15 protein-coding genes are annotated in these 19,406 nt (G+C 32.6%); 5 read left to right on the top strand and 10 right to left on the bottom strand.

Annotated elements, in window-relative coordinates; genetic code table 11:
- Nucleotides 1–60: 60 nt before the first annotated feature.
- Nucleotides 61–2,472: a S9 family peptidase gene (locus JE46_RS14105; RefSeq protein ID WP_031455942.1), complete on the bottom strand. Its 2,412-nt coding sequence runs from the start codon at nt 2,470–2,472 to the stop codon at nt 61–63.
- 260 nt (nt 2,473–2,732) lie between these two features.
- Here JE46_RS14105 and JE46_RS14100 point away from each other — a divergent pair, with 260 nt between their 5' ends.
- Together JE46_RS14100 and JE46_RS14095 are read left to right on the top strand one after the other, a co-directional pair.
- On the top strand, nt 2,733–3,740 hold the full coding sequence (locus tag JE46_RS14100) for a 3-oxoacyl-ACP synthase III family protein (RefSeq protein WP_031455941.1): 1,008 nt from the start codon (nt 2,733–2,735) through the stop codon (nt 3,738–3,740).
- A gap of 84 nt (nt 3,741–3,824) precedes the next feature.
- Complete coding sequence (locus tag JE46_RS14095; RefSeq protein ID WP_031455940.1) at nt 3,825–4,496, top strand: copper homeostasis protein CutC; 672 nt, start codon at nt 3,825–3,827, stop codon at nt 4,494–4,496.
- Between the two features lie 93 nt (nt 4,497–4,589).
- Here JE46_RS14095 and JE46_RS14090 read toward each other — a convergent pair whose 3' ends face one another.
- On the bottom strand, nt 4,590–6,986 hold the full coding sequence (locus JE46_RS14090; RefSeq protein WP_031455939.1) for a TonB-dependent receptor domain-containing protein: 2,397 nt from the start codon (nt 6,984–6,986) through the stop codon (nt 4,590–4,592).
- Nucleotides 6,987–7,273: 287 nt separating this feature from the next.
- On the opposite strand from JE46_RS14090, the gene argS reads away from it, so the two are divergent.
- Nucleotides 7,274–9,055 (top strand): arginine--tRNA ligase, encoded by a 1,782-nt coding sequence (gene argS, locus JE46_RS14085; RefSeq protein WP_031455938.1) that lies wholly within the window; start codon nt 7,274–7,276, stop codon nt 9,053–9,055.
- Between the two features lie 259 nt (nt 9,056–9,314).
- Here argS and JE46_RS14080 read toward each other — a convergent pair whose 3' ends face one another.
- Nucleotides 9,315–10,217 carry a DUF6607 family protein gene (locus JE46_RS14080; RefSeq protein WP_031455937.1) on the bottom strand — a complete coding sequence of 301 codons (903 nt, stop codon included), beginning with the start codon at nt 10,215–10,217 and terminating at the stop codon, nt 9,315–9,317.
- Between the two features lie 109 nt (nt 10,218–10,326).
- Here JE46_RS14080 and JE46_RS14075 point away from each other — a divergent pair, with 109 nt between their 5' ends.
- Both JE46_RS14075 and JE46_RS14070 read left to right on the top strand, forming a co-directional pair.
- Complete coding sequence (locus JE46_RS14075) at nt 10,327–12,393, top strand: TonB-dependent receptor plug domain-containing protein (RefSeq protein WP_031455936.1); 2,067 nt, start codon at nt 10,327–10,329, stop codon at nt 12,391–12,393.
- Nucleotides 12,394–12,418: 25 nt separating this feature from the next.
- On the top strand, nt 12,419–13,018 hold the full coding sequence (locus tag JE46_RS14070) for an HmuY family protein (protein ID WP_031455935.1): 600 nt from the start codon (nt 12,419–12,421) through the stop codon (nt 13,016–13,018).
- Nucleotides 13,019–13,242: 224 nt separating this feature from the next.
- Here JE46_RS14070 and JE46_RS14065 read toward each other — a convergent pair whose 3' ends face one another.
- The 7 genes from JE46_RS14065 to JE46_RS14035 form a co-directional block, all read right to left on the bottom strand.
- Nucleotides 13,243–14,019 (bottom strand): T9SS type A sorting domain-containing protein, encoded by a 777-nt coding sequence (locus JE46_RS14065; RefSeq protein WP_031455934.1) that lies wholly within the window; start codon nt 14,017–14,019, stop codon nt 13,243–13,245.
- Between the two features lie 6 nt (nt 14,020–14,025).
- Nucleotides 14,026–14,541: an ankyrin repeat domain-containing protein gene (locus tag JE46_RS14060; RefSeq protein WP_031455933.1), complete on the bottom strand. Its 516-nt coding sequence runs from the start codon at nt 14,539–14,541 to the stop codon at nt 14,026–14,028.
- 19 nt (nt 14,542–14,560) lie between these two features.
- Nucleotides 14,561–15,106 carry a YceI family protein gene (locus JE46_RS14055; RefSeq protein ID WP_031455932.1) on the bottom strand — a complete coding sequence of 182 codons (546 nt, stop codon included), beginning with the start codon at nt 15,104–15,106 and terminating at the stop codon, nt 14,561–14,563.
- 11 nt (nt 15,107–15,117) lie between these two features.
- A complete protein-coding gene (locus JE46_RS14050; RefSeq protein ID WP_031455931.1) occupies nt 15,118–15,468 on the bottom strand; it encodes a hypothetical protein in 351 nt (116 codons plus the stop codon).
- A 25-nt stretch (nt 15,469–15,493) separates the two neighbouring features.
- Nucleotides 15,494–16,357, bottom strand: a complete 864-nt coding sequence (locus JE46_RS14045; protein ID WP_031455930.1) for a DUF5777 family beta-barrel protein — start codon at nt 16,355–16,357, stop codon at nt 15,494–15,496.
- A 10-nt stretch (nt 16,358–16,367) separates the two neighbouring features.
- Complete coding sequence (locus JE46_RS14040; protein ID WP_031455929.1) at nt 16,368–16,757, bottom strand: OB-fold protein; 390 nt, start codon at nt 16,755–16,757, stop codon at nt 16,368–16,370.
- Nucleotides 16,758–16,883: 126 nt separating this feature from the next.
- A complete protein-coding gene (locus tag JE46_RS14035) occupies nt 16,884–19,334 on the bottom strand; it encodes a TonB-dependent receptor (RefSeq protein ID WP_236010811.1) in 2,451 nt (816 codons plus the stop codon).
- Between the last annotated feature and the right edge of the window lie 72 nt (nt 19,335–19,406).

The raw sequence follows: 19,406 nt of genomic DNA, 5'->3' as shown, positions 1-19,406 counted from the left end.
AAAAAAGTCTCTGAAGTTTATCAGAGACTTTTTTGTTTGTGAATAGAAGACCAAATATCATTAGTTTTTTAAATATTTTTCCAGAAATTGATCCTGTTCCCAAAGTAAGTGCAGGATATTTTCTTTAGCAACATAACTGTGCGCTTCTTTTGGCAGAATTACCATCCTCGCAGGAGCGCCTAATCCTTTTAATGCCTGAAAATAGCGTTCAGTTTGTAAAGTGAAAGTTCCAGGATTATTATCTGCTTCTCCATGTACTAATAAAATAGGTGTTTTCATTTTGTCTGCATTCATAAAAGGAGACATCGTATTATAAACAGATGGAACTTCCCAGTAATTACGCTGTTCAGTCTGAAAACCAAAAGGAGTCAGAGTTCTGTTATACGCTCCGCTTCGTGCAATTCCGCAGGCAAAAAGATTAGAATGAGTTAATAAATTCGCTGTCATAAAAGCGCCATAAGAATGTCCGCCCACAGCAACTTTCTTGCGGTTAATATATCCTAATGCATCAACGGCATTTATTGCTGCTTCAGCATTATCGACTAATTGAGTAATAAAGTTGTCATTTGGTTCTGTTGTACCTTCTCCAATTATAGGAAAGGCAGCATCATCCAAAACAACATATCCTTTTGTTACCCAATATACAAATGAACCATAGTACGGAAAAGTAAATTCATTTGGGTTTTGACTTGTCTGTCCGGCACTGCTTTTGTCTTTGTATTCTGCCGGATAAGCCCAGATTAATAAAGGCAATTTTTCTTTTTTGACTTTGTCATATCCTGCCGGCAGGTATAAAGTGCCTGATAATTCAACACCGTCTTTACGTTTGTACTTAATTACTTCTTTGCTGACATCTTTAATACTTTCAAACGGGTTTTTAAAACTGGTAATTGGAGTCAGGGCGTTTTGCTTTTTAATATTTCTGAAATAATAATTTGGGTAGTCATTTTTGGATTGGATCTGGACTAAAACTTTTCCGGTTTTAAAATCTTCAATTTCCAAAAGATCCTCTTTTTTATCTTTATAAGCAGAAGTATATAAACGTTTGGTTTGTAAAGTTTTTAGATTAAACTCATCGATAAAAGGAAATTGCCCATCCTTGGTAAAACCTTCACCAATTCGATAAGCAGTATTATTCTCAATTGCTAATACATATTTGTTATAAGCATTTTTTCTGGTTTCAAAAATACCAGGGTCAGAATAGATGTCCTGCGAATTCCTGTCTGAAATTACCTTTGGCTGTTGATCCGGATTTGAAGGATTTATGAGGTATGTTTTTGTATTTCGAGTATCATACCATTCATCAGAAACAATTGCTGTATGGTCATCACCCCAGGTAATATTGTTAAATCGTTGAGGTATTTTTACTAATGTATTGGCATCCTTTGTAAATGGTGCTTCCCATAAAAATAGTTCATCTCTAAAATCTGCTTTATTGGCAGGATCTCCCTCGTCTAAAGCTACAACATATGATAGAGTAGCTGGTTTGTCATTTCGCCATGCCATTTCTCTTTTTCCTTTTCTGACTGCCATGAAGCCTTTTGGTATAATTTCATTAAGCGGAACTTCATTTACCACTTTTATCTCTACCCCATTATTGTCATAAACCACCGTTTTAAAAGGAAATCGGTTTAAGGGTACAACATACGAAAAAGGCTTTTGGATAGTGGTTAATAGTATGTAATTTCCATCAGGCGAAATTCGTTCTCCGGCATACATAGCAGCTGGTTTAAACAAGGTAGCAGTTCCGTTAAGATTGACTTTATATAATTCAGAAGTGATAATGTTTTCAAAATTTATTTCATCATTTTGATTTTTCAACATATCAGGATAGGTTCTGTTTTGTGATTTTGTTCCTGATGTATTCGAAATGATAGGTCCGGTTGGCAAATCTTTTTTGGCGTCAAGTAAAGGTTGTCTGTTTTTTGGAAGCATTTTAACCAAAATAGTTTCGTTGTCTAAAAACCAACTGAATGGATTTCCTAGATTTGCATTGACAATTCCCTCAGTAAGTTTTTTAGCTTTTGCTGAAGCAACATCCAAAACCCAAAGTTCAACTCCTGAATTTGTTGTATGAGAGAATAAAATTTTCTTATCGTTTGGAGACCAAAGAATATTACTTATTTTTGGATTGTCCGGCAATCCCGAAACCTGTATTTCCGCTGTGTTATTTATTTTTCTTATTTTTAAATTGTTTATATAAGTTACAGTGCTGGAAATATTAGTGCTAGGGTTAATTCTTAAACCAGCCAGTCTCAGTTCATCCTGATTTAAATCATCTAAAGTCTTATAGGTGCTTCTATAGGATAAAAGCAAATATTCTTTTTTAGTATCCATAGATACACTAGGTGCTCTTTCATAATCAGCCAGGTCCAAAATTGATTTGGATGGTTTTTGATACATGAGGTTTTCTTGTGCAAAAGCAATAAAACTCACGTTTAAAAATAGAAGCAGGGTAATTTTTAATTTCATAATTTCAATTTTTGTGTTTAAAAAGGAAGGATGTATTTTGTTAGTCTAAAATATCGTAATCTTGTTACATTTCTTGTGCTTTTTACTTCTTTTTTAAATTTATTAAACAAAACAAAATATAAAAAAAGAGAAATTAAGATAATGAATAGTTTTAAGAAAGTATTAAATTGTTAATTGCGAAAAAAACAGTAATTTGTATACTTATGTTTTTAAGTATACTTAAATTTGTAGTCCAAATTTTTAACAAATAATAAAAAAATATGTATCATTCAAAAATAACGGGCTTAGGATATTATGTTCCTTCAAATGTTGTGACAAACGATGATTTGTCTAAGATTATTGATACCAATGATGAGTGGATTCAGGAAAGAACAGGAATTCAGGAAAGAAGACATATTATTCGTGGAGAAGATACCACAACTTCGATGGGAGTAAAAGCGGCTAAAATAGCAATTGAGCGTTCTGGTGTTGCCAAAGAAGATATTGATTTTGTAGTTTTTGCTACATTAAGTCCGGATTATTATTTTCCTGGTCCCGGAGTTTTAGTGCAACGAGATTTAGGATTAAGAACTGTAGGAGCATTAGATGTTAGAAATCAATGTTCTGGTTTTGTGTATGCAATTTCTGTTGCGGATCAATATATTAAAACCGGAATGTATAAAAACATTTTAGTAATTGGTTCTGAGGTTCATTCTACAGGATTAGATATGACAACCCGTGGGCGTGGAGTTTCGGTTATTTTTGGAGATGGAGCAGGAGCGGCAGTCTTAAGCCGTGAAGAAGATTTAACGAAAGGAATTTTATCGACTCATTTACATTCTGAAGGGCAGCATGCTGAAGAATTAGCTTTGCAGGCTCCGGGGATGGGGGCACGTTGGGTAACGGATATCATTGCCGATAACGATCCTAATGATGAAAGTTATTATCCCTACATGAATGGACAGTTTGTGTTTAAAAATGCAGTTGTTCGTTTTGCTGAAGTTATCAATGAAGGTTTAGAAGCAAATGGTTTGCAGGTATCGGATATTGATATGCTGATTCCGCATCAGGCAAATTTAAGAATCTCACAATTCATTCAGAACAAATTCAAATTATCAGACGATCAGGTTCATAATAATATACAGAAATACGGTAATACAACCGCTGCGTCTATTCCAATTGCTTTAACAGAAGCATGGGAACAAGGAAAAATTAAGTCAGGAGACACTGTTGTTTTAGCAGCTTTTGGAAGTGGATTTACCTGGGCAAGTGCCATTATCAAATGGTAAATTATTACTTGGAAATTATATAAAACCTGTTTCATTTTGAAGCAGGTTTTTTTATATTTGGTTCAATTCAATTCCTGTTACATAATGAAAAAGAGTCAACTTGAAATAGCCTGTTTTAATTACGAATCAGCATTAATTGCCCAGGAGAACGGTGCTGACCGAATAGAATTGTGCGAAAATATGCATCTTGGCGGTACAACACCTAATTATGTTTTGGCGGTAAAGGTTCGTGAAAAACTTTCTATAAAAATGCACGTTATAATAAGACCCAGAGGTGGAGATTTTGTTTATTCAGATGAAGAAATTGTCGAAATGAAGCAAGACATAAAACAATTTAAGAAATTAGGTGTTGATGGTTTTGTTTTTGGAATTTTAAATGAAAACGGGAGTGTCAATAAAAAGAAAAATCAGGAATTAGTCAATTTAGCTTATCCCCTTTCCTGTACTTTTCATCGTGCTTTTGATGTGGTTAAAAATGTTGAGCAGTCTTTAGAAGATGTTATAGATTGTGGTTTTAAAACCATTTTAACTTCCGGACAGCAAATAAGTATTGAAGAGGGAATTTTTAATTTAGAGAAAATTCAAAAATTAGCCAATTACAGAATTGAAATTATGCCTGGCGGAGGATTACGATCATCAAATATTAAATTATTGCAGGATAAATTAGAACCTACTTTTTATCATTCATCAGCCATTACAGATAATACAGAAACAGCAAATCCCGAAGAAATAAAAGAAATTCGAAATTTTTTATAAATGTTAATCAATAAAAAATGCCTGAAGTTGGCAAACTCCAGGCATTTTTCTACAAGTACTAATAAAAAAAATATTCAAAATTAAAAAGTAGGACTAAAACATTCCGCCACCACCTTTATTAGTGTTATCTTCTCTTTGTTTACGTTGCAGGTTTTTAATTTTTCCACCTCCAAAATTATAGGTTAAGCCTAAATAAACTGTTTGACTTTCCCATGTAAATTGTCCTGATTGCGGATAAGGATATTGGGTGTCAAAAGCATATTTCATAGTGTTGAAAACATCATTAAAACGTAAGCTAATATTCATTTTGTTGTCTAATAATGTGTAACGTGACCCTATATCCATTTTGTACATTTCATGGCTGTTATTTTGAACTCCATCAACAGCCCCTCTGTAAAAACCGAACAATAAGAAACTTAAACGTTTATTTGCTTTAAAGTTAGAGTTCATACGTCCGTTGAATGCTGCAACTGTAACCGGATTGTTTTTTGATGTTCCATTTGCTAAAAACACAACGCCATCCTGATCTATGCTTGAAAAATCGATAGACGGCTGAATATCCCACCATTTTGTAATTTTATAATTCAAAGAAACTTCAAAACCATATGCTGTATTGTGATCATAGTTGGCAAACGTTAAAATTTGCTTATTCCCGTTTAAATCTGATGGATCCGGACGTAAAATTCTGCCAATCTGATCATTAATGCTTCTAACAAAAACACCTGTAGTAAAACTACCTTTTTCGAAGGTTTTAGTGTAATTTACTTCAACAGAATTAGTAAACTGAGGTCTTAGTTCCTGATTCCCAAATGAAGTAACCAACGGAGTAGAAAACTCACGAATAGGTTTTGTCTGTTCTAAACTCGGACGGTCAACACGACGGCTGTAGCTAAGTTGCAAAGTGTTTTTCTCATTTAGATTATATGTTAAATAAGCTGATGGATATAAAGTAATATAATCATCATCAAATTTTTTGGAACCATTATTTAAATTAGCTGTCACGTTATAGCTTTCAAAACGAGCTCCCAATTGGTAACTTAATTTTTTAAATTTCTGTCCAAATGTTAAATAAGCAGAATAAATATCAGTATCATAAGTATAATTAACAACTTTGTCAGTAACTATAGGATTGTTGGTTGTATAGTTATTTTCAGTACGGGTTATTCTGGCTTCTGCACCCGCTTCGAGGGTCGTCTTTTCGTTTAACGGATTTACATAATCAACATTAAAAGTGCTTAATTTTCGTTCATCATTTATGAAATCACTGTAAACAATACTGTTGGATGTATTATCAGTTTTTGTTGTTTCAGTATCAAAAGCCGCATTTTGAGTTTCTTTTGTATCACTATAATTTCCTTCAAAATCTAATGTATGACCTTCTTTTTTGAAGATGTGTTTGTAAGCTAAATTATATGTACCGGTTTTGTTTGGTCCCTGATATCTTGATTTTTGATACATATTTAAAATGTTATCCGCTGAATTAACATAATCAATATTAGTATTTACAAAGCCAAGTCCTGTTGCTTTATTTTGAGTGGTGTAAAAAGATAGAGTATTATGATCATTAATTAAATAATCCATCCCCACTTTGTATAAGTAGGAGTCGTCTTCGTTTGAAATGTCTAAATCCTGTGTAATACTCTTGTCTGTTTTTTTGATAAATCCATCGTTAAAATGTGTTCCAAAGTTATTACCTGCATTCCCAAAGAAGTTTACTTTTCCGGTCTTATAATTTAAATCTAATGACTGATTGTATTTTGCAGTTTGTCCGAAGGTGATACCACCACTGTAAGTTCCGTTAAAACCGGTATTCGCATTTTTGTGTAAAACAATATTAATGATTCCTGACATCCCTTCCGGATTGTATTTTGCACTCGGATTAGTAATCAATTCAATTTTTTTAATCGAAGTTGACGGAATCTGTTTCAGTAATTGCGCCGGATCAAGATTTGTTGGTCTTCCGTCAATTAATACACGTACATTCTCATTTCCACGAAGTGAAAGCTTTCCGTCCTGATCTACGTTTACAGAAGGAATATTATTCATGATATCAGATGCCGAAGCTCCTGCAGTTGTCAGGTCTTTACCAACATTGATCACTTTACGGTCAATTTTTTGTTCAATTGTAGAACGTTCAGCAACAACATTAACGCCTTTGAGCTGAGTCGCTTCTTCTTCAAGAGATACATTAAAAGCAGCCGTTTTTTTATTGTCGCTTAAAATTACAGATCCAATATATTTTCTAAAACCAATATACTGAATTTCGATTGTGTAACTTTTTAGAGGAAGGTTTTTAATTGTAAAATCTCCGTTGTCATCTGTGTTTACCCCTGATACCACTTTTCCGTTGTCTTTAATCGAAACTGTAGCATAAGAAATGGGAGCCTTATTGGATTTTTCAATAATTTTTCCGGAAACCGTTCCCGTATTCTGAGCCTGTGCTGCTGCAATAAAACTGAATAATGCAAACAGAAAGAATTTTAATTTCATGATTTGATAATTGATTATTTTGATTTGATTGATGATTGATTGTATTCAAATTTCCTAATAAGACATTTTTGCTAACAATTTGTTACAAGAAATTAATAAGAAAAAATTAATATTTTCTTAGATGTTCTGTTTTGTAAGGGATTAGTGGTTTATTTTTTTGATAATTTTAACAATTATAACAAGTCTGTTTTTGAGAATTTCTAATTATTCTTTAGTATTTAATATGTTTTTCGTTTTCTCTAATTGATGAATAAGCATTATATTTGCTCACTTTAAAATAAGTTTACATGTCATTATCACAAATTCTTACTCCTTCTATACAAAGCGCCATTCAGGCATTATTTGATGTTACTGTTGATAAAATCGAATTCCAGACTACCAGAAAAGAGTTTGAGGGAGATATTACCATGGTGATTTTTCCTTTATTGAAATTGACTAAAAGCAATCCTGTTGAATTAGGAAATAAAATTGGAGATTATCTGGTTGAAAATGTGGCAGAAGTTGCAAGATTCAATGTTGTTTCCGGTTTTCTTAATATCGTAATTGCAGATCGCTATTATTTGAATTTCTTTAATGAAATAAAAGACAACACTAAATTTGGTTTCATAACTCCAAACCCTGAAGATAAGGCGGTAATGGTCGAATATTCTTCGCCAAATACAAATAAACCTTTACACTTAGGTCACGTTCGTAATAATTTGCTGGGATATTCTGTAGCTGAAATTATTAAAGCTTCGGGTAAAAAAGTATATAAAACACAAATCATTAACGATCGCGGAATTCATATCTGCAAATCGATGCTCGCCTGGGAAAAATTTGGAAATGGAGAAACTCCGGAAAGTTCAAATTTGAAGGGAGATAAACTAGTTGGTAAATATTATGTTGAGTTTGATAAAGCCTATAAAGGTGAAATCAATCAATTAATAGAAACTGGTAAAACGGAAGAAGAAGCAAAAAAACAAGCGCCTATTATTATTGAAGCACAAGATATGCTTAAGAAATGGGAAGCCGGAGATGAAAAAGTAATTGCACTTTGGAAAAAAATGAACCAATGGGTTTATGACGGTTTTGCTGTAACATATACCAATCTTGGAGTTGATTTTGATAAATATTACTACGAAAGCAATACGTATTTATTAGGAAAAGATGTTGTTCAGGTGGGACTTGACAGAGGAGTTTTCGAAAAAGATCCTGACGGTTCAGTATGGATTGATTTGACTGACGAAGGTTTAGATCGTAAAATTGTGCTGCGTTCTGACGGAACTGCGGTTTACATGACACAGGATATCGGAACTGCAATTCAGCGTGTAAAAGACATGCCGGATGTTGGCGGAATGGTTTACACCGTAGGGAACGAGCAGGATTACCATTTTAAAGTATTATTCTTAATTCTGAAAAAGTTAGGTTTTGACTGGGCTTCAAGCTTATATCATTTATCATATGGAATGGTTGATTTGCCATCCGGAAAAATGAAAAGCCGTGAAGGAACTGTTGTAGATGCTGATGATTTGATGCATGATATGACGGCAACAGCAAAACAAATTTCTGAAGATTTAGGAAAACTGGAAAGTTATTCTGCTGAAGAAAAAGCTAAATTGTACAAAACAATTGGGCTAGGAGCTTTAAAATATTACATTTTAAAAGTAGATCCAAAAAAACGTATTTTATTTAATCCGGAAGAATCTGTAGATTTTGCCGGAAATACGGGTCCGTTTATTCAATATACGTATGCGCGAATTCAATCGATCATTCGCAAAGCTGATTTTGACTACAATGTCACACTGAGCGGAGTCGAAGTGATTCACGAAAAAGAAAAAGAACTGGTAAAACAAATCGAACTTTTTCCTGAAGTAATTCAAAATGCGGCACAAAACCATAGCCCGGCTTTAATTGCAAATTATACCTATGATTTGGTCAAAGAGTATAATTCATTTTATCAGTCGGTACATATTTTAGGAGAAACAGATTTGACTAAAAAAATATTCAGAGTACAGCTTTCGCAAAAAGTAGCCGAAGTTATTAAATCTGCTTTTGCGTTATTAGGAATTGAAGTTCCTGAGAGAATGTAAAAATAGTTTAAAACTATATACTTTAGTACATTTCGCTTTTAGCGTCTAAAAAAGTTTTTATACCACAAATTGACACAAATAATTCGTGAAAATCTGTGTAATTTGTGGTTAAAATTAAACTTTTAAACCTTGTAGACTTTCTGTCTGCCAAACCAAATCTATAGACTTTAAGTCCATAGTGGTTTAGTCAAAACAAACAACAAAAATAGCCGGTAGTTTTTAAAACTATCGGCTATTTTAACAACTAACACAAAACAATTTATTTTACGAACTTGTCGATAATCACATCCGTTTCTGCTTTCGTTGCATTTGGTTTTAAATCAAATAAAAGAGAATATAGGGATTTTTTATCAACCTTAGCTTCTAAGTTTAAGTCTTTATGTCTGTCAAAAAGAGTCTGCCATTTATCACGAACATTTTTCCAGAGTGCATTATTTGCTGCCCACCATTTTTGACCGGCAATACATTTAATATCCGGAACTTTAGTATAAACGTCCATTCCTTTTTCTTGCGCTAACAAGACATCTTTTCCGTTGTCATCTCTGATCAGTTTATCATTGTCCTGCTCATGATTCCATCCGGTAGCAGTAATTTCATGAATGTTTCTTCTTTTTAAAACATTATAATCATTACGTTTTGTGTGTTCTCTTCTTGGCAATGGGGCATCTGTTACATTTGCCCAGTAATTCTGACCATCAACATGTACCCAGGTTGCAGACCCTTCGTATCTTGGGCTGTCGTCTACCTGATATACTTTTTGAGTCCATTGTCCTTTTACAGCTTTTTTATCCAGTTTTTTATACTTCCATGAAGTGTTTCTGTCAAATAAATACAAGTCTGTGTTTTCGTATAACCAATCTTGTCTCCAGTGTTTAATAATCATGTCATCACTTACAATTAATAAGTGCTGCATGACGATTTTGTTAGGAGTGTCCTCTAATAATTCTACCCATTCTAAAGCAGATTCATGTTTGGTTTGTGAAGGTTTGTAAGCGGCAGAATCTTTTGCATACTGAAAAGTTTCAGCAAAATTAAATTTTACTTCATAGCACCCGCACATTGATTTGATTGATTTAATGTCTTGCTGTTTTTTATCCTGGCTGAAACCAAGACTGCAAATTAAAGCCATAACGGCTGATAAGTAGAGGCTTTTTGTAATCATAACTTAGGAATTAATTTGGTTTAAAAATTTTTAGCAAATATATAAAGTTTATTTAGAATAAATAAAAATAATTATATATTTGCAGTATTATTAAGACTGAATAAAAATAATGAAAGTTAAAATTATCCTTTTTACGCTGTTTGTTTGTTGTCAGATTTCTGTTGCTCAGGAAAAACAAAAAGATAGTGTTTCTATAAATGAATTGTCGGAAGTTACGGTTACTACAGGTACAAGGACAGAAAGAGTGCTTTCATCATTGCCACTACCAATGACAATCATTACATCAGAGCAAATTATAAAATCCGGGGTTACAAGATTAAACGAAATTCTAAGTGAACAGACAGGGATTATTTTAATTCCGGATGAAAGTGGTTTTGAAGGAATTCAGATGCAGGGTCTGGATGCAGCTTATACCATGATTTTGATTGATGGTCTGCCACTTGTAGGGAGAAGTTCAGGAGTTTTAGATCTATCGAGGATTTCGGTTGGAAACATAGAAAGAATTGAAATTGTAAAAGGAGCTTCATCCGCTTTGTATGGTTCTGAAGCAATGGGCGGAGTGATTAATGTAATTACAAAAAGACCCACAAAAGACATGTTTGCAGGTGGTCTTTCTTATAGATATGCAACATTCAATACCAGTGATGCTAATGCTAATTTACTTTGGAAGAAGAAGAAATTTGCTGCCAATTTGTTTGCTAATTATTATGCAACTGATGGATATGATTTGGATAAAAGTACATCACTGAAAAATGTAGAAGGATATTATAATACGACCATTCAGCCAAAATTATATTACGATTTTTCAGAAAATCTGAAGTTAATTGTAAGCAATCGGTTTTTTAATCAGAAATCAGATAATGCTGCTGTAGTTGAATCCAAAATATACAATGGAGAGGCAAAGGAAAAGGAATGGAATTCGCAAATTAAATTAGAGCATAAATGGAATTCTAAAGTATATTCAGAATACGAATTATATACGACCAATTATAAAAATGATTCATTTTTAAATGACGAAAATAATGTACAATTTGAAAAAACATATTACAATCAATGGCTTTTCAGACCGGAAGTCAGAACAACTTTTTCAATAAAAAATGACAAATTAACTGCCGGAGTTGGTTTAAATTATGAAACCCTTGACAGAACCTATTTTGAAAGTAATGTAAATTTTAATTCTCAATATGTTTTTGTACAATACGATTACAACCCATCCGGAAAATTGAATATTCTTGCTGGATTCAGATATGACAATCATAGCGAATATGCTTCGCAGTTCAGTCCGAAACTAGGGGTGAATTATAAGTTTAATAATAATTTTTCTTTGAAATCTTCAGTTGGTTACGGTTATAAAGCACCGGATTTCAGACAATTATTTTTTGATTTTACCAATCCGTCAGTTGGTTATACTGTTTTAGGATATAATGTTGCTGAGGATCGTTTAAACGAATTTGAAGAGCAGGGTCAGCTTTTATCCAGAACGGCAGGAATAAGTTTTGACAAACCATTACAAGCTGAAAGTTCGATCAATTTTAATTTTGGAGGTTTTTATAAAAGAAACAAAATAAAAATAGATGTAAATGCTTTCTATAATTTGATAGATAATTTAATTGACACACAAGTTGTAGCACAAAAAAACAATAGACAGAATATTTTTAGTTATACCAATTTCGATAAAATATTTACTTATGGTGTAGAGTATAACTCGACTTATAGTTTTACCAAAGAATTTGTTGTATCGTTGGGATATCAATATTTAATGGCAAAAGACAAATCGGTTCTGGATAATTTTGAAGAACACCAATACATCCGAAATTCACAATTACAAACGGTTGAAATTAGTAAATCAGATTATTTTGGATTATACAATCGATCCAAACATACCGCCAATATTAAATTCGCTTATACAATTCCGGTAATAAAAACGGATATCAATTTACGGGTTTTCTACCGAAGCAAATACGGTATGTTTGACACCAATAACAATAACATTCTGGATAAATACGACAAGTTTGTAAATGATTATTTTCTAACCAATTTGTCAATTTCAAAATACATAACGGACAAATTAATGCTTCAGGCCGGAGCCAATAATTTATTTGACTATACAGATCCTGTCCAGATTGCTAACCTTGCTGGAAGACAGCTTTTTGCAAGAATTCAATATAACTTTTAATTAATATTTATTAAACATTTTTACCATGAAAACAAATTTTTTAAAACTTTCGCTTTTAGCATTAGTGATTTTTACAGCATCTTGTAGCAGTGATGATGATAAAAACAATACAATTCCAGCAGTTGAAACTATAAAAGTCTCTGATCTTGATGCATCACAAACAGGATATACAAAGTTCAGTTTTTCAGAAAATAAAGTCGTTACCACTGATAATTGGGACGTAGCTTTCAATACTACAACTATTATTGTAAATGGGGGAGTTAAAATGACAGATGCTGAACCAAACAGAACAGGATCTGGTGCAGCCAGTATCGTTTCGGGGACATTTGCCAGCGTAACTTTATATCCTGCAGCTTCTGCTTTTGCTCAGGATGCAGCTACTGTTTATGCAATTCCTAAAGGAAGTGGAAAAGGGTGGTATAACTATGATATGAATTCTCATATTATTTCTCCTATCGCAGGAAAAGTTTTTGTTATAAAAACACATGATGGTAAATATGCAAAATTCGAAATTTTAAGCTACTATAAAGGGGCTCCTGTAACTCCAGACCCATTAAAAACGGTTGATACCGGGTTTTATACTTTTAATTTTGCTTATCAGGCCAATAGTACTACAACATTCTAAGAGATTATGATGTTAAACTTTTCAATTAGTTAATAACTTGGTTTTTTTTATTTTTTTTTTGATAAAGAGGTTAGAATTTTTCTAGCCTCTTTTTTTGTCTTCATAACTTTCGATTGAGATATTAAAACATAATTGGCAATAAAAAAAGCGTCAAACTATTCTTAGAGTTAAATAGTTTTGACGCTTTATTCTAACAATTAATTTGGCTTTTTACAGCCTACCAACTATTTAATAATTATTTTTTTCCAGGTTTTTTCCTGATCGTTTTGCAATTCTATCAGGTAAATTCCCGTTTGTAAATTTTTTAATGACACTTCAACAGTATTCGATTTATCTTTTACTTCAATAGTCTGAATTAGTGTTCCTATTAAAGAGTATACATTTATTTGATCTAAACCTGTTTTTGTTTCAATGGTAAAATTCCCGTTTGATGGATTTGGTGAAATAGAAGAAGCTTTCAAACCAAAATCATCTACACCTAAAGAAGTAGATAAAGCTGTATCAATACCATATCCTCGATTTCCTCCGTGATTGTTTAGTGATTGTCCGGCAGAGCTATTTTTGGCCCATGCAAAATCTATAGTAGTATTTGCATAATTAAAGGTATAATCATTTGCATCACCGGTTGAAAAATTTCGTTCTGCGATTATAGTTCTAATTCCGGAGGCTACAGTATTAGAAGTTACAGTCCAGTTTTGTGTAGCATCTGTGCTTGGAGTAGCTCCAACTCCGTTTTGTCTTGCATCAACCAGAGTAGTCCCATTTGAGTATATTAAATCTTGTCCTGAAGCCATACCTCCGCTCCCTGTAAAACTTCCAAATTGCAGTGCAAACCATCGGTCTGAAGGACCTATAAGTTTTATTGTTGCTTTTTGAGTGGTATTGTTTAATGTCAAATTAGCTGTAATGTTGGTTGAGAAAGTAACATCTCCTGTAGATTTTTGCTGGGCAAAACTGCTTATACCAATTGCTAAAAGTGTTAAAAGAGTAATTTTTTTCATAATCGATTATTTTAAAAGGTTAATGATGGGTTCATTTTGAGAAAAAACAGCATATTCAAATGCTGTTTTTCCTTGATTATCTTTAATTGTTTTATCAGCTTTATGTTCTAAAAGCAATTTTACTAATTCAGTATTCTTAAATTGAACTGCTAGTGACAATGCTGTGATTCCGTTTGCATCTGTTGCATTTGGATTTGCTTTTTTCTCTAACAATAATTTTACTAATTGTGGCTGGTTTTTATACGTTGCCGCCATTAGAGCCGTTCCCATATCAGAGTTGTAGTTAATGTTTTTTACATTTTCTATAAGAAATTTGGCAACTTCAATATTTCCTCTGTAACAAGCCAGTATCAACGGACTTGTTTTATTTTCGTTAAGCGAATTGATTAAATCCGGGTTTGATTTGTTGAGATTTTGAATCTCTGTTAAAGTTCCGCTTCGGGCAATATCAAATACATTTTTTTCTTGTGCCGTAGAGATATAAAAACATAATAAAGCAGTCAATACGAATAGTTTTTTCATAGTAAAATCAGTTGTTTAATTAATTTGGTTCAAGAACGAAATTCATTGTAACTTTTACATTTTCAGCTATTTTTCCTTTAACCAGGCTTGGAATTTCAATTTTATAATCTTGCGGTTTAACCGAAATGGCGCTTGCTGCAAGAATTTTGGCTCCACTTAAAGTAAGGCTGATTTTCGTTTTTACCTTTTTTGTAACACCATGTATGGTTAGATCACCTTCTAAGTCATAAGTTGTTTTTGTAGCAGATAATTTTTTAGCATCAAAATTTAAAATCTTTCCTTTAAAAGTTGCTTTTGGAAATTGAGAAGACTCCATATAATTTTCATTAAAATGCTCTTCCATCAATGGTGCTTTGAATTTGAATGATTTTATCAGAGTCAAAGCCACAAAGTCGCCTGTACTCTTTTCAAGGATAGCAGATGCTGTTTTGTTAGTTGCTGCTATTTCTTCAAAAGCAGGCATTGAGGCTTCAAATTTTACTTCTCCGGTTCTGGTTACCATTTTTTGCGAAAAAACCATATTTCCCGCCAATAAAAACAATGCTGATATTAGTATTTCTTTCATTTTATATGTATTTAATTTTTGTATCCTTCTTTTTGCCAAAGCAAAATCATGTCGATGGTTGTTCTGGGCATAGGTGCACCTGGCGGCATAACGCTTCCACAGGATTGGGTTTGATCTATTCTGCATATCAGGTTTCCATTTTGAGCGGCATCCCTGACCTGCTCATACGTTTCTAAAGTAGGCGATCGCCTTCCTGCAGAGTGGCAACCCACACAGTTTAATTGTATGACAGGCCCAACATTTGCTGTATAAGTAGGTGAAGAGGATGACTCTGACTCTGAAATTTCTTCATAAGTTCTGGTTGTACAGGAAACTAAAAATGCTGTACAGATAAATAATAATAATACTATATTCTTTTTCATATGTTAACTTAAATGTTTCTTGTTTTTAAAAGGATCTGTACATGTTAAATCCAAAATAAATCTTTCCTTTATTCCAGTCTCCTGAGGCAGTTGAAAATACCGCTACATCATTCATAGGCTGGCTGTTTGAGAATACGAGTTGAAAAACGTGTCCTCCGGTTTCAATATCCAAACCAACCGTAAGCGGATTATGGTAAGGATCTATTGCTTTTTCTTCTGTTATTACTCGTGCAGCATATTCCAGGTTAACGCTCATTCTTTTGGCAATTTTGTATCGTAATCCTCCTGCTGCCGAAAATACATTTTGCTGTTCAATCGAATCATCATATAGATTTTTATAGACATTAATAAGTCCCAATTCGACTGATAATTTTTCATTTACTTTTCTGGAAACCAATAATTGGGTAGTAAAAGCTAAACGATCCGAAAATTGTAAATTTGGATACACTTCTTTTTCCAGTGCGCTGTTGATATCCATTGTATTGTAACCTACAATTGTAACCGGAAAACCATTTACTTGCTGATTAGCCATTTTATATTTGGCAGTTACCTCATATGTTTTATTGTATGTGTGACGGGTTGCACCAAGACTAAGCCAGTTTGTTACACCATAAATTCCACCAAACTTTGTCAGGGCATTATCTAAACCAAAGAAATTATTAAATCCTTCAGACAAATCACCAAAACGATGTGATACAAGCATATACCATTCTCCTTTTGCCGGCAATTTTGTAGATTGCATATTGGCTATCTGCAATCCTTTAAAGGCTGCAATTTCAATTTGTTTTTCATCTGATTTAATGGTATCCAGCTGACTCAGTAAATCATCTTGTGCAAATAGATTTCCCGTTAAAAAAAACACAAGCATAAAGCCTAAAAAATTCTTCATTTTTATTTTATTAATCATTATTTATTACTGTACACTCGTCTAATTTGATCTCTCCCATAAGGTCGTCATATCCTACAACTCTGCCTTTAAGAGTTATTTCCTGATCTTCTTTAATCGCAGGATCTAATTCTTTCAAATCACAAACAATTGTGTTGTCCAGAATGACTTGTTTTTGGTCTGCTTTACTGACGATTCCTTTGATGGCGATTGCTTTTTCCAGGTACTTTGTATTTGATTTGTCAATATCAGCATCAAATTCTGCTATAATGCTTTTTGAGGTAACATTAAATACAGCATCTTCGGCAGATACGTTTCTGGCACCTCCATACCAGACGTAGCAGTAACCAAAAATGCCAAAAGCAACTATTGCAAGAATAGTTAGTATTAATTTTTTTTTCATTTTTATTCTTTTAGGGGTTCAGTAGTAAAACAGCCTTGATGTAGATTACCCTACCAAAGAATTATTATTTTTTGAAAAAAAAATGAAAGAAATGTATTGCTTATTTTGCAATCCGGGATATTTGGATTAAAAGGAAACTCTAAAGCTCAGGTTTGGAGTTCTTTGTAGTGAAAATGTTTCGACATCCTCTATCGAATTTGAAAGGGAACTTATTCTGTAATATTCGCTAATTTCATTTTTCCTGTTGAGGATATTCAGGATGGAGATTCCTAATTTGTACTGAATTCCATTGGGCATTTTCCATTTATATGTAGAGGAAAGATTGACTTGCGAAAAAATATTCAAATTCGTATTGTTTGGTTTATTGTAAACCAACACAGGATCTGAAAGGTCTATTTTAGAAATATCAGGAGATGTTTTTGGTCTTCCTGAAGACCATTTTGTTCCCAAAGCTATTTTAAAATTATTTTTTTCATAACTTCCGGCCCACGATATGGTGTGTATTAATTCGAAGTTGTTCGGAAAACTTGGGTATTCATAATTAGAGAAATGGTAATTATTATTGTTGTAAGTATAGCTAAGCCAGGTCAGAAAATGATTCATCTTTTTTTGAATTAGAAATTCTGTTCCTAAAACTTCATAGTCACCGGTTGTTCTCACAAATTCTAACTGGTTCTGAAAACCCTGACTGGCAGTTGTAATTCCGTTTACTTTTTTATAAAAATTTTCTATATCCAGCAACCAGTCATTTTTTTTATAGAACAGACTCAATGATATTTGCTTGCTTCTTTGTATTGGAATTGTTGTATTATTTGAAATAATCCAGCGCCTTTTTTCAATGCCAAAATAATCTTTCTGTAAATCAATAATTTGTTGGGAGTTTTGACTTTTTAATTCTCCAAGCAATTCCAGATTTAGATTTTTGTTGAACCCATAATTAAACTGTATGCGGGGTTCAGGAATATATTTTTTAAATTTTTCAATATAATTTAATCGTATTCCCGCATTTAGTATTACTCTGGAAATGGTGTCATTGTATCTTCCTTCTAAAATTAAGGCATGGGTTCTTAAAACGTCTTTGGTCTTACGATAAAAATCCGGATTAGTTACTTGTTCTAAATTAGTGATACCAATTTCATTAAACTGATAGCCATCATGAAAACTGAATTTTGAATTAATCGTGTGGTTGTTTTCTAAATTAATTCCATTATTAGCGACAGTGTTTTCCTGAATTACTATTTGATTTCCAGTTGTAGTTTTTTGGTCCGCAAGAAGTTCATACGAAGAATTGTAAATATTTATTTTAGTAGTGTTTAAGCTATTCCAGTTTCTTTTCCAGGATAAATTACCACCATAGTTTTGTTGTCGTAAAATATTATCCTCAGATTTATTTATGTTGTACGAATCAGCACTCTGAAATACTTTTAAGTTGTCTTGTATGGTTATCAAATCTAATATTATTTGATCCTTTAAACCCAGTTTTTGAACGTATTTAAGTGTGGCATCGTAGAAATCGAATTCTTTGTCGCTTTTGTAATTAATATTTTGATTTTGAGAAAAATCAGTAATGGTTGTATTTTGAAATACTTTATTAAAATATTCTTTGTACGTTGGTGTTTCTACAAAATCGGTGATGGATTTTCGTCCTGAAATTTCTATATAACTCTTTTTCGAAAGATTGTATTTTGCATAAATATCAGCATTAATCATATTGATTCCTGCGCTAAAACTATTTTTTTCTGTTGTTTCAGGTGTTGAGGAAATAGCCACTACACTAGAAACGCTTTCGCCGTAAAATGGAGAGCTTCCATTTTTATAGATAGAAATAGTATGTGCCAAATTAGGATTAAATACCGATATTAAACCAAAAAAATGTCCAGTTTGAAACATTCGTATTCCATTCCATAAAAACAAATTTTGATCGTGTGTTCCGCCACGGACATTAATACTTGATACGCTTTCGTCGATACTGTTTACACCTGGAATTTGCTGCATGGTCTGCAAGGCATCTGATTCAATAAGCCCGGGTAAAATACCAAATTTCTTTGGTTTAATTTCAAATGAACCATCACTATTTTTCGAAATACCGGAAGCTAAAATAGGATTGGTTTTGATTTCTTCAAGTTCGGTAATTTCAGGTTCTAAGATTATTTTGAGACAATTTTGAGAATCTAAATTCGCGGTTGTTATTTTTTTGACCATAAATCCGACATGACTAATAAAAAAAATATTTTTAGAGCCTTTTTCAAATTCAAAATAACCATTTGAATCAGTAGTGATATGAGTGATGCTGTTTAAATGAATATTAGCATTTTCAATAGGTTTTTTATCAATATTAGAAAAAACATATCCGCAAATTACTTTTGAATCGTTATTTTTTTTATAAATGTTGATGAATTTATTCCCCAGGTTTTCAAAAGATAAATTGGTTTTTCTGGTGAGATATTGTAGTTTTTGTTCTAAAGAAAGTGAACTTTTAGGAGGCAATAATAAAAAGTTTGCAACATTTTCTTCAGTGTAATTAAAGTTTACCTGATGCTGTTGTTCTATTTCAGTTATAATTTTTTTTAAAGGCATAACATTTCCTTTGTCTTGCGCGTAAACGTTCAGGACAAGAAAAAGGTAAAAAAACAAAAAATGAAATGGTTT

The organism is Flavobacterium chungangense LMG 26729 (assembly GCF_000735715.2).
GTDB classification, from domain to species: domain Bacteria; phylum Bacteroidota; class Bacteroidia; order Flavobacteriales; family Flavobacteriaceae; genus Flavobacterium; species Flavobacterium chungangense.
The sequence above is the reverse complement of the archived record's forward strand: the minus strand, read 5'-3'. Positions and strand labels throughout refer to the sequence as shown.

Excerpts from the sequence above, each read along its gene's own strand:
- JE46_RS14105 (WP_031455942.1), bottom strand. The coding sequence starts at position 2,472 with ATGAAATTAAAAATTACCCTGCTTCTATTTTTAAACGTGAGTTTTATT.
- JE46_RS14100 (WP_031455941.1), top strand. The coding sequence starts at position 2,733 with ATGTATCATTCAAAAATAACGGGCTTAGGATATTATGTTCCTTCAAAT.
- JE46_RS14095 (WP_031455940.1), top strand. The coding sequence starts at position 3,825 with ATGAAAAAGAGTCAACTTGAAATAGCCTGTTTTAATTACGAATCAGCA.
- JE46_RS14090 (WP_031455939.1), bottom strand. The coding sequence starts at position 6,986 with ATGAAATTAAAATTCTTTCTGTTTGCATTATTCAGTTTTATTGCAGCA.
- argS (WP_031455938.1), top strand. The coding sequence starts at position 7,274 with ATGTCATTATCACAAATTCTTACTCCTTCTATACAAAGCGCCATTCAG.
- JE46_RS14080 (WP_031455937.1), bottom strand. The coding sequence starts at position 10,217 with ATGATTACAAAAAGCCTCTACTTATCAGCCGTTATGGCTTTAATTTGC.
- JE46_RS14075 (WP_031455936.1), top strand. The coding sequence starts at position 10,327 with ATGAAAGTTAAAATTATCCTTTTTACGCTGTTTGTTTGTTGTCAGATT.
- JE46_RS14070 (WP_031455935.1), top strand. The coding sequence starts at position 12,419 with ATGAAAACAAATTTTTTAAAACTTTCGCTTTTAGCATTAGTGATTTTT.
- JE46_RS14065 (WP_031455934.1), bottom strand. The coding sequence starts at position 14,019 with ATGAAAAAAATTACTCTTTTAACACTTTTAGCAATTGGTATAAGCAGT.
- JE46_RS14060 (WP_031455933.1), bottom strand. The coding sequence starts at position 14,541 with ATGAAAAAACTATTCGTATTGACTGCTTTATTATGTTTTTATATCTCT.
- JE46_RS14055 (WP_031455932.1), bottom strand. The coding sequence starts at position 15,106 with ATGAAAGAAATACTAATATCAGCATTGTTTTTATTGGCGGGAAATATG.
- JE46_RS14050 (WP_031455931.1), bottom strand. The coding sequence starts at position 15,468 with ATGAAAAAGAATATAGTATTATTATTATTTATCTGTACAGCATTTTTA.
- JE46_RS14045 (WP_031455930.1), bottom strand. The coding sequence starts at position 16,357 with ATGAAGAATTTTTTAGGCTTTATGCTTGTGTTTTTTTTAACGGGAAAT.
- JE46_RS14040 (WP_031455929.1), bottom strand. The coding sequence starts at position 16,757 with ATGAAAAAAAAATTAATACTAACTATTCTTGCAATAGTTGCTTTTGGC.
- JE46_RS14035 (WP_236010811.1), bottom strand. The coding sequence starts at position 19,334 with ATGCCTTTAAAAAAAATTATAACTGAAATAGAACAACAGCATCAGGTA.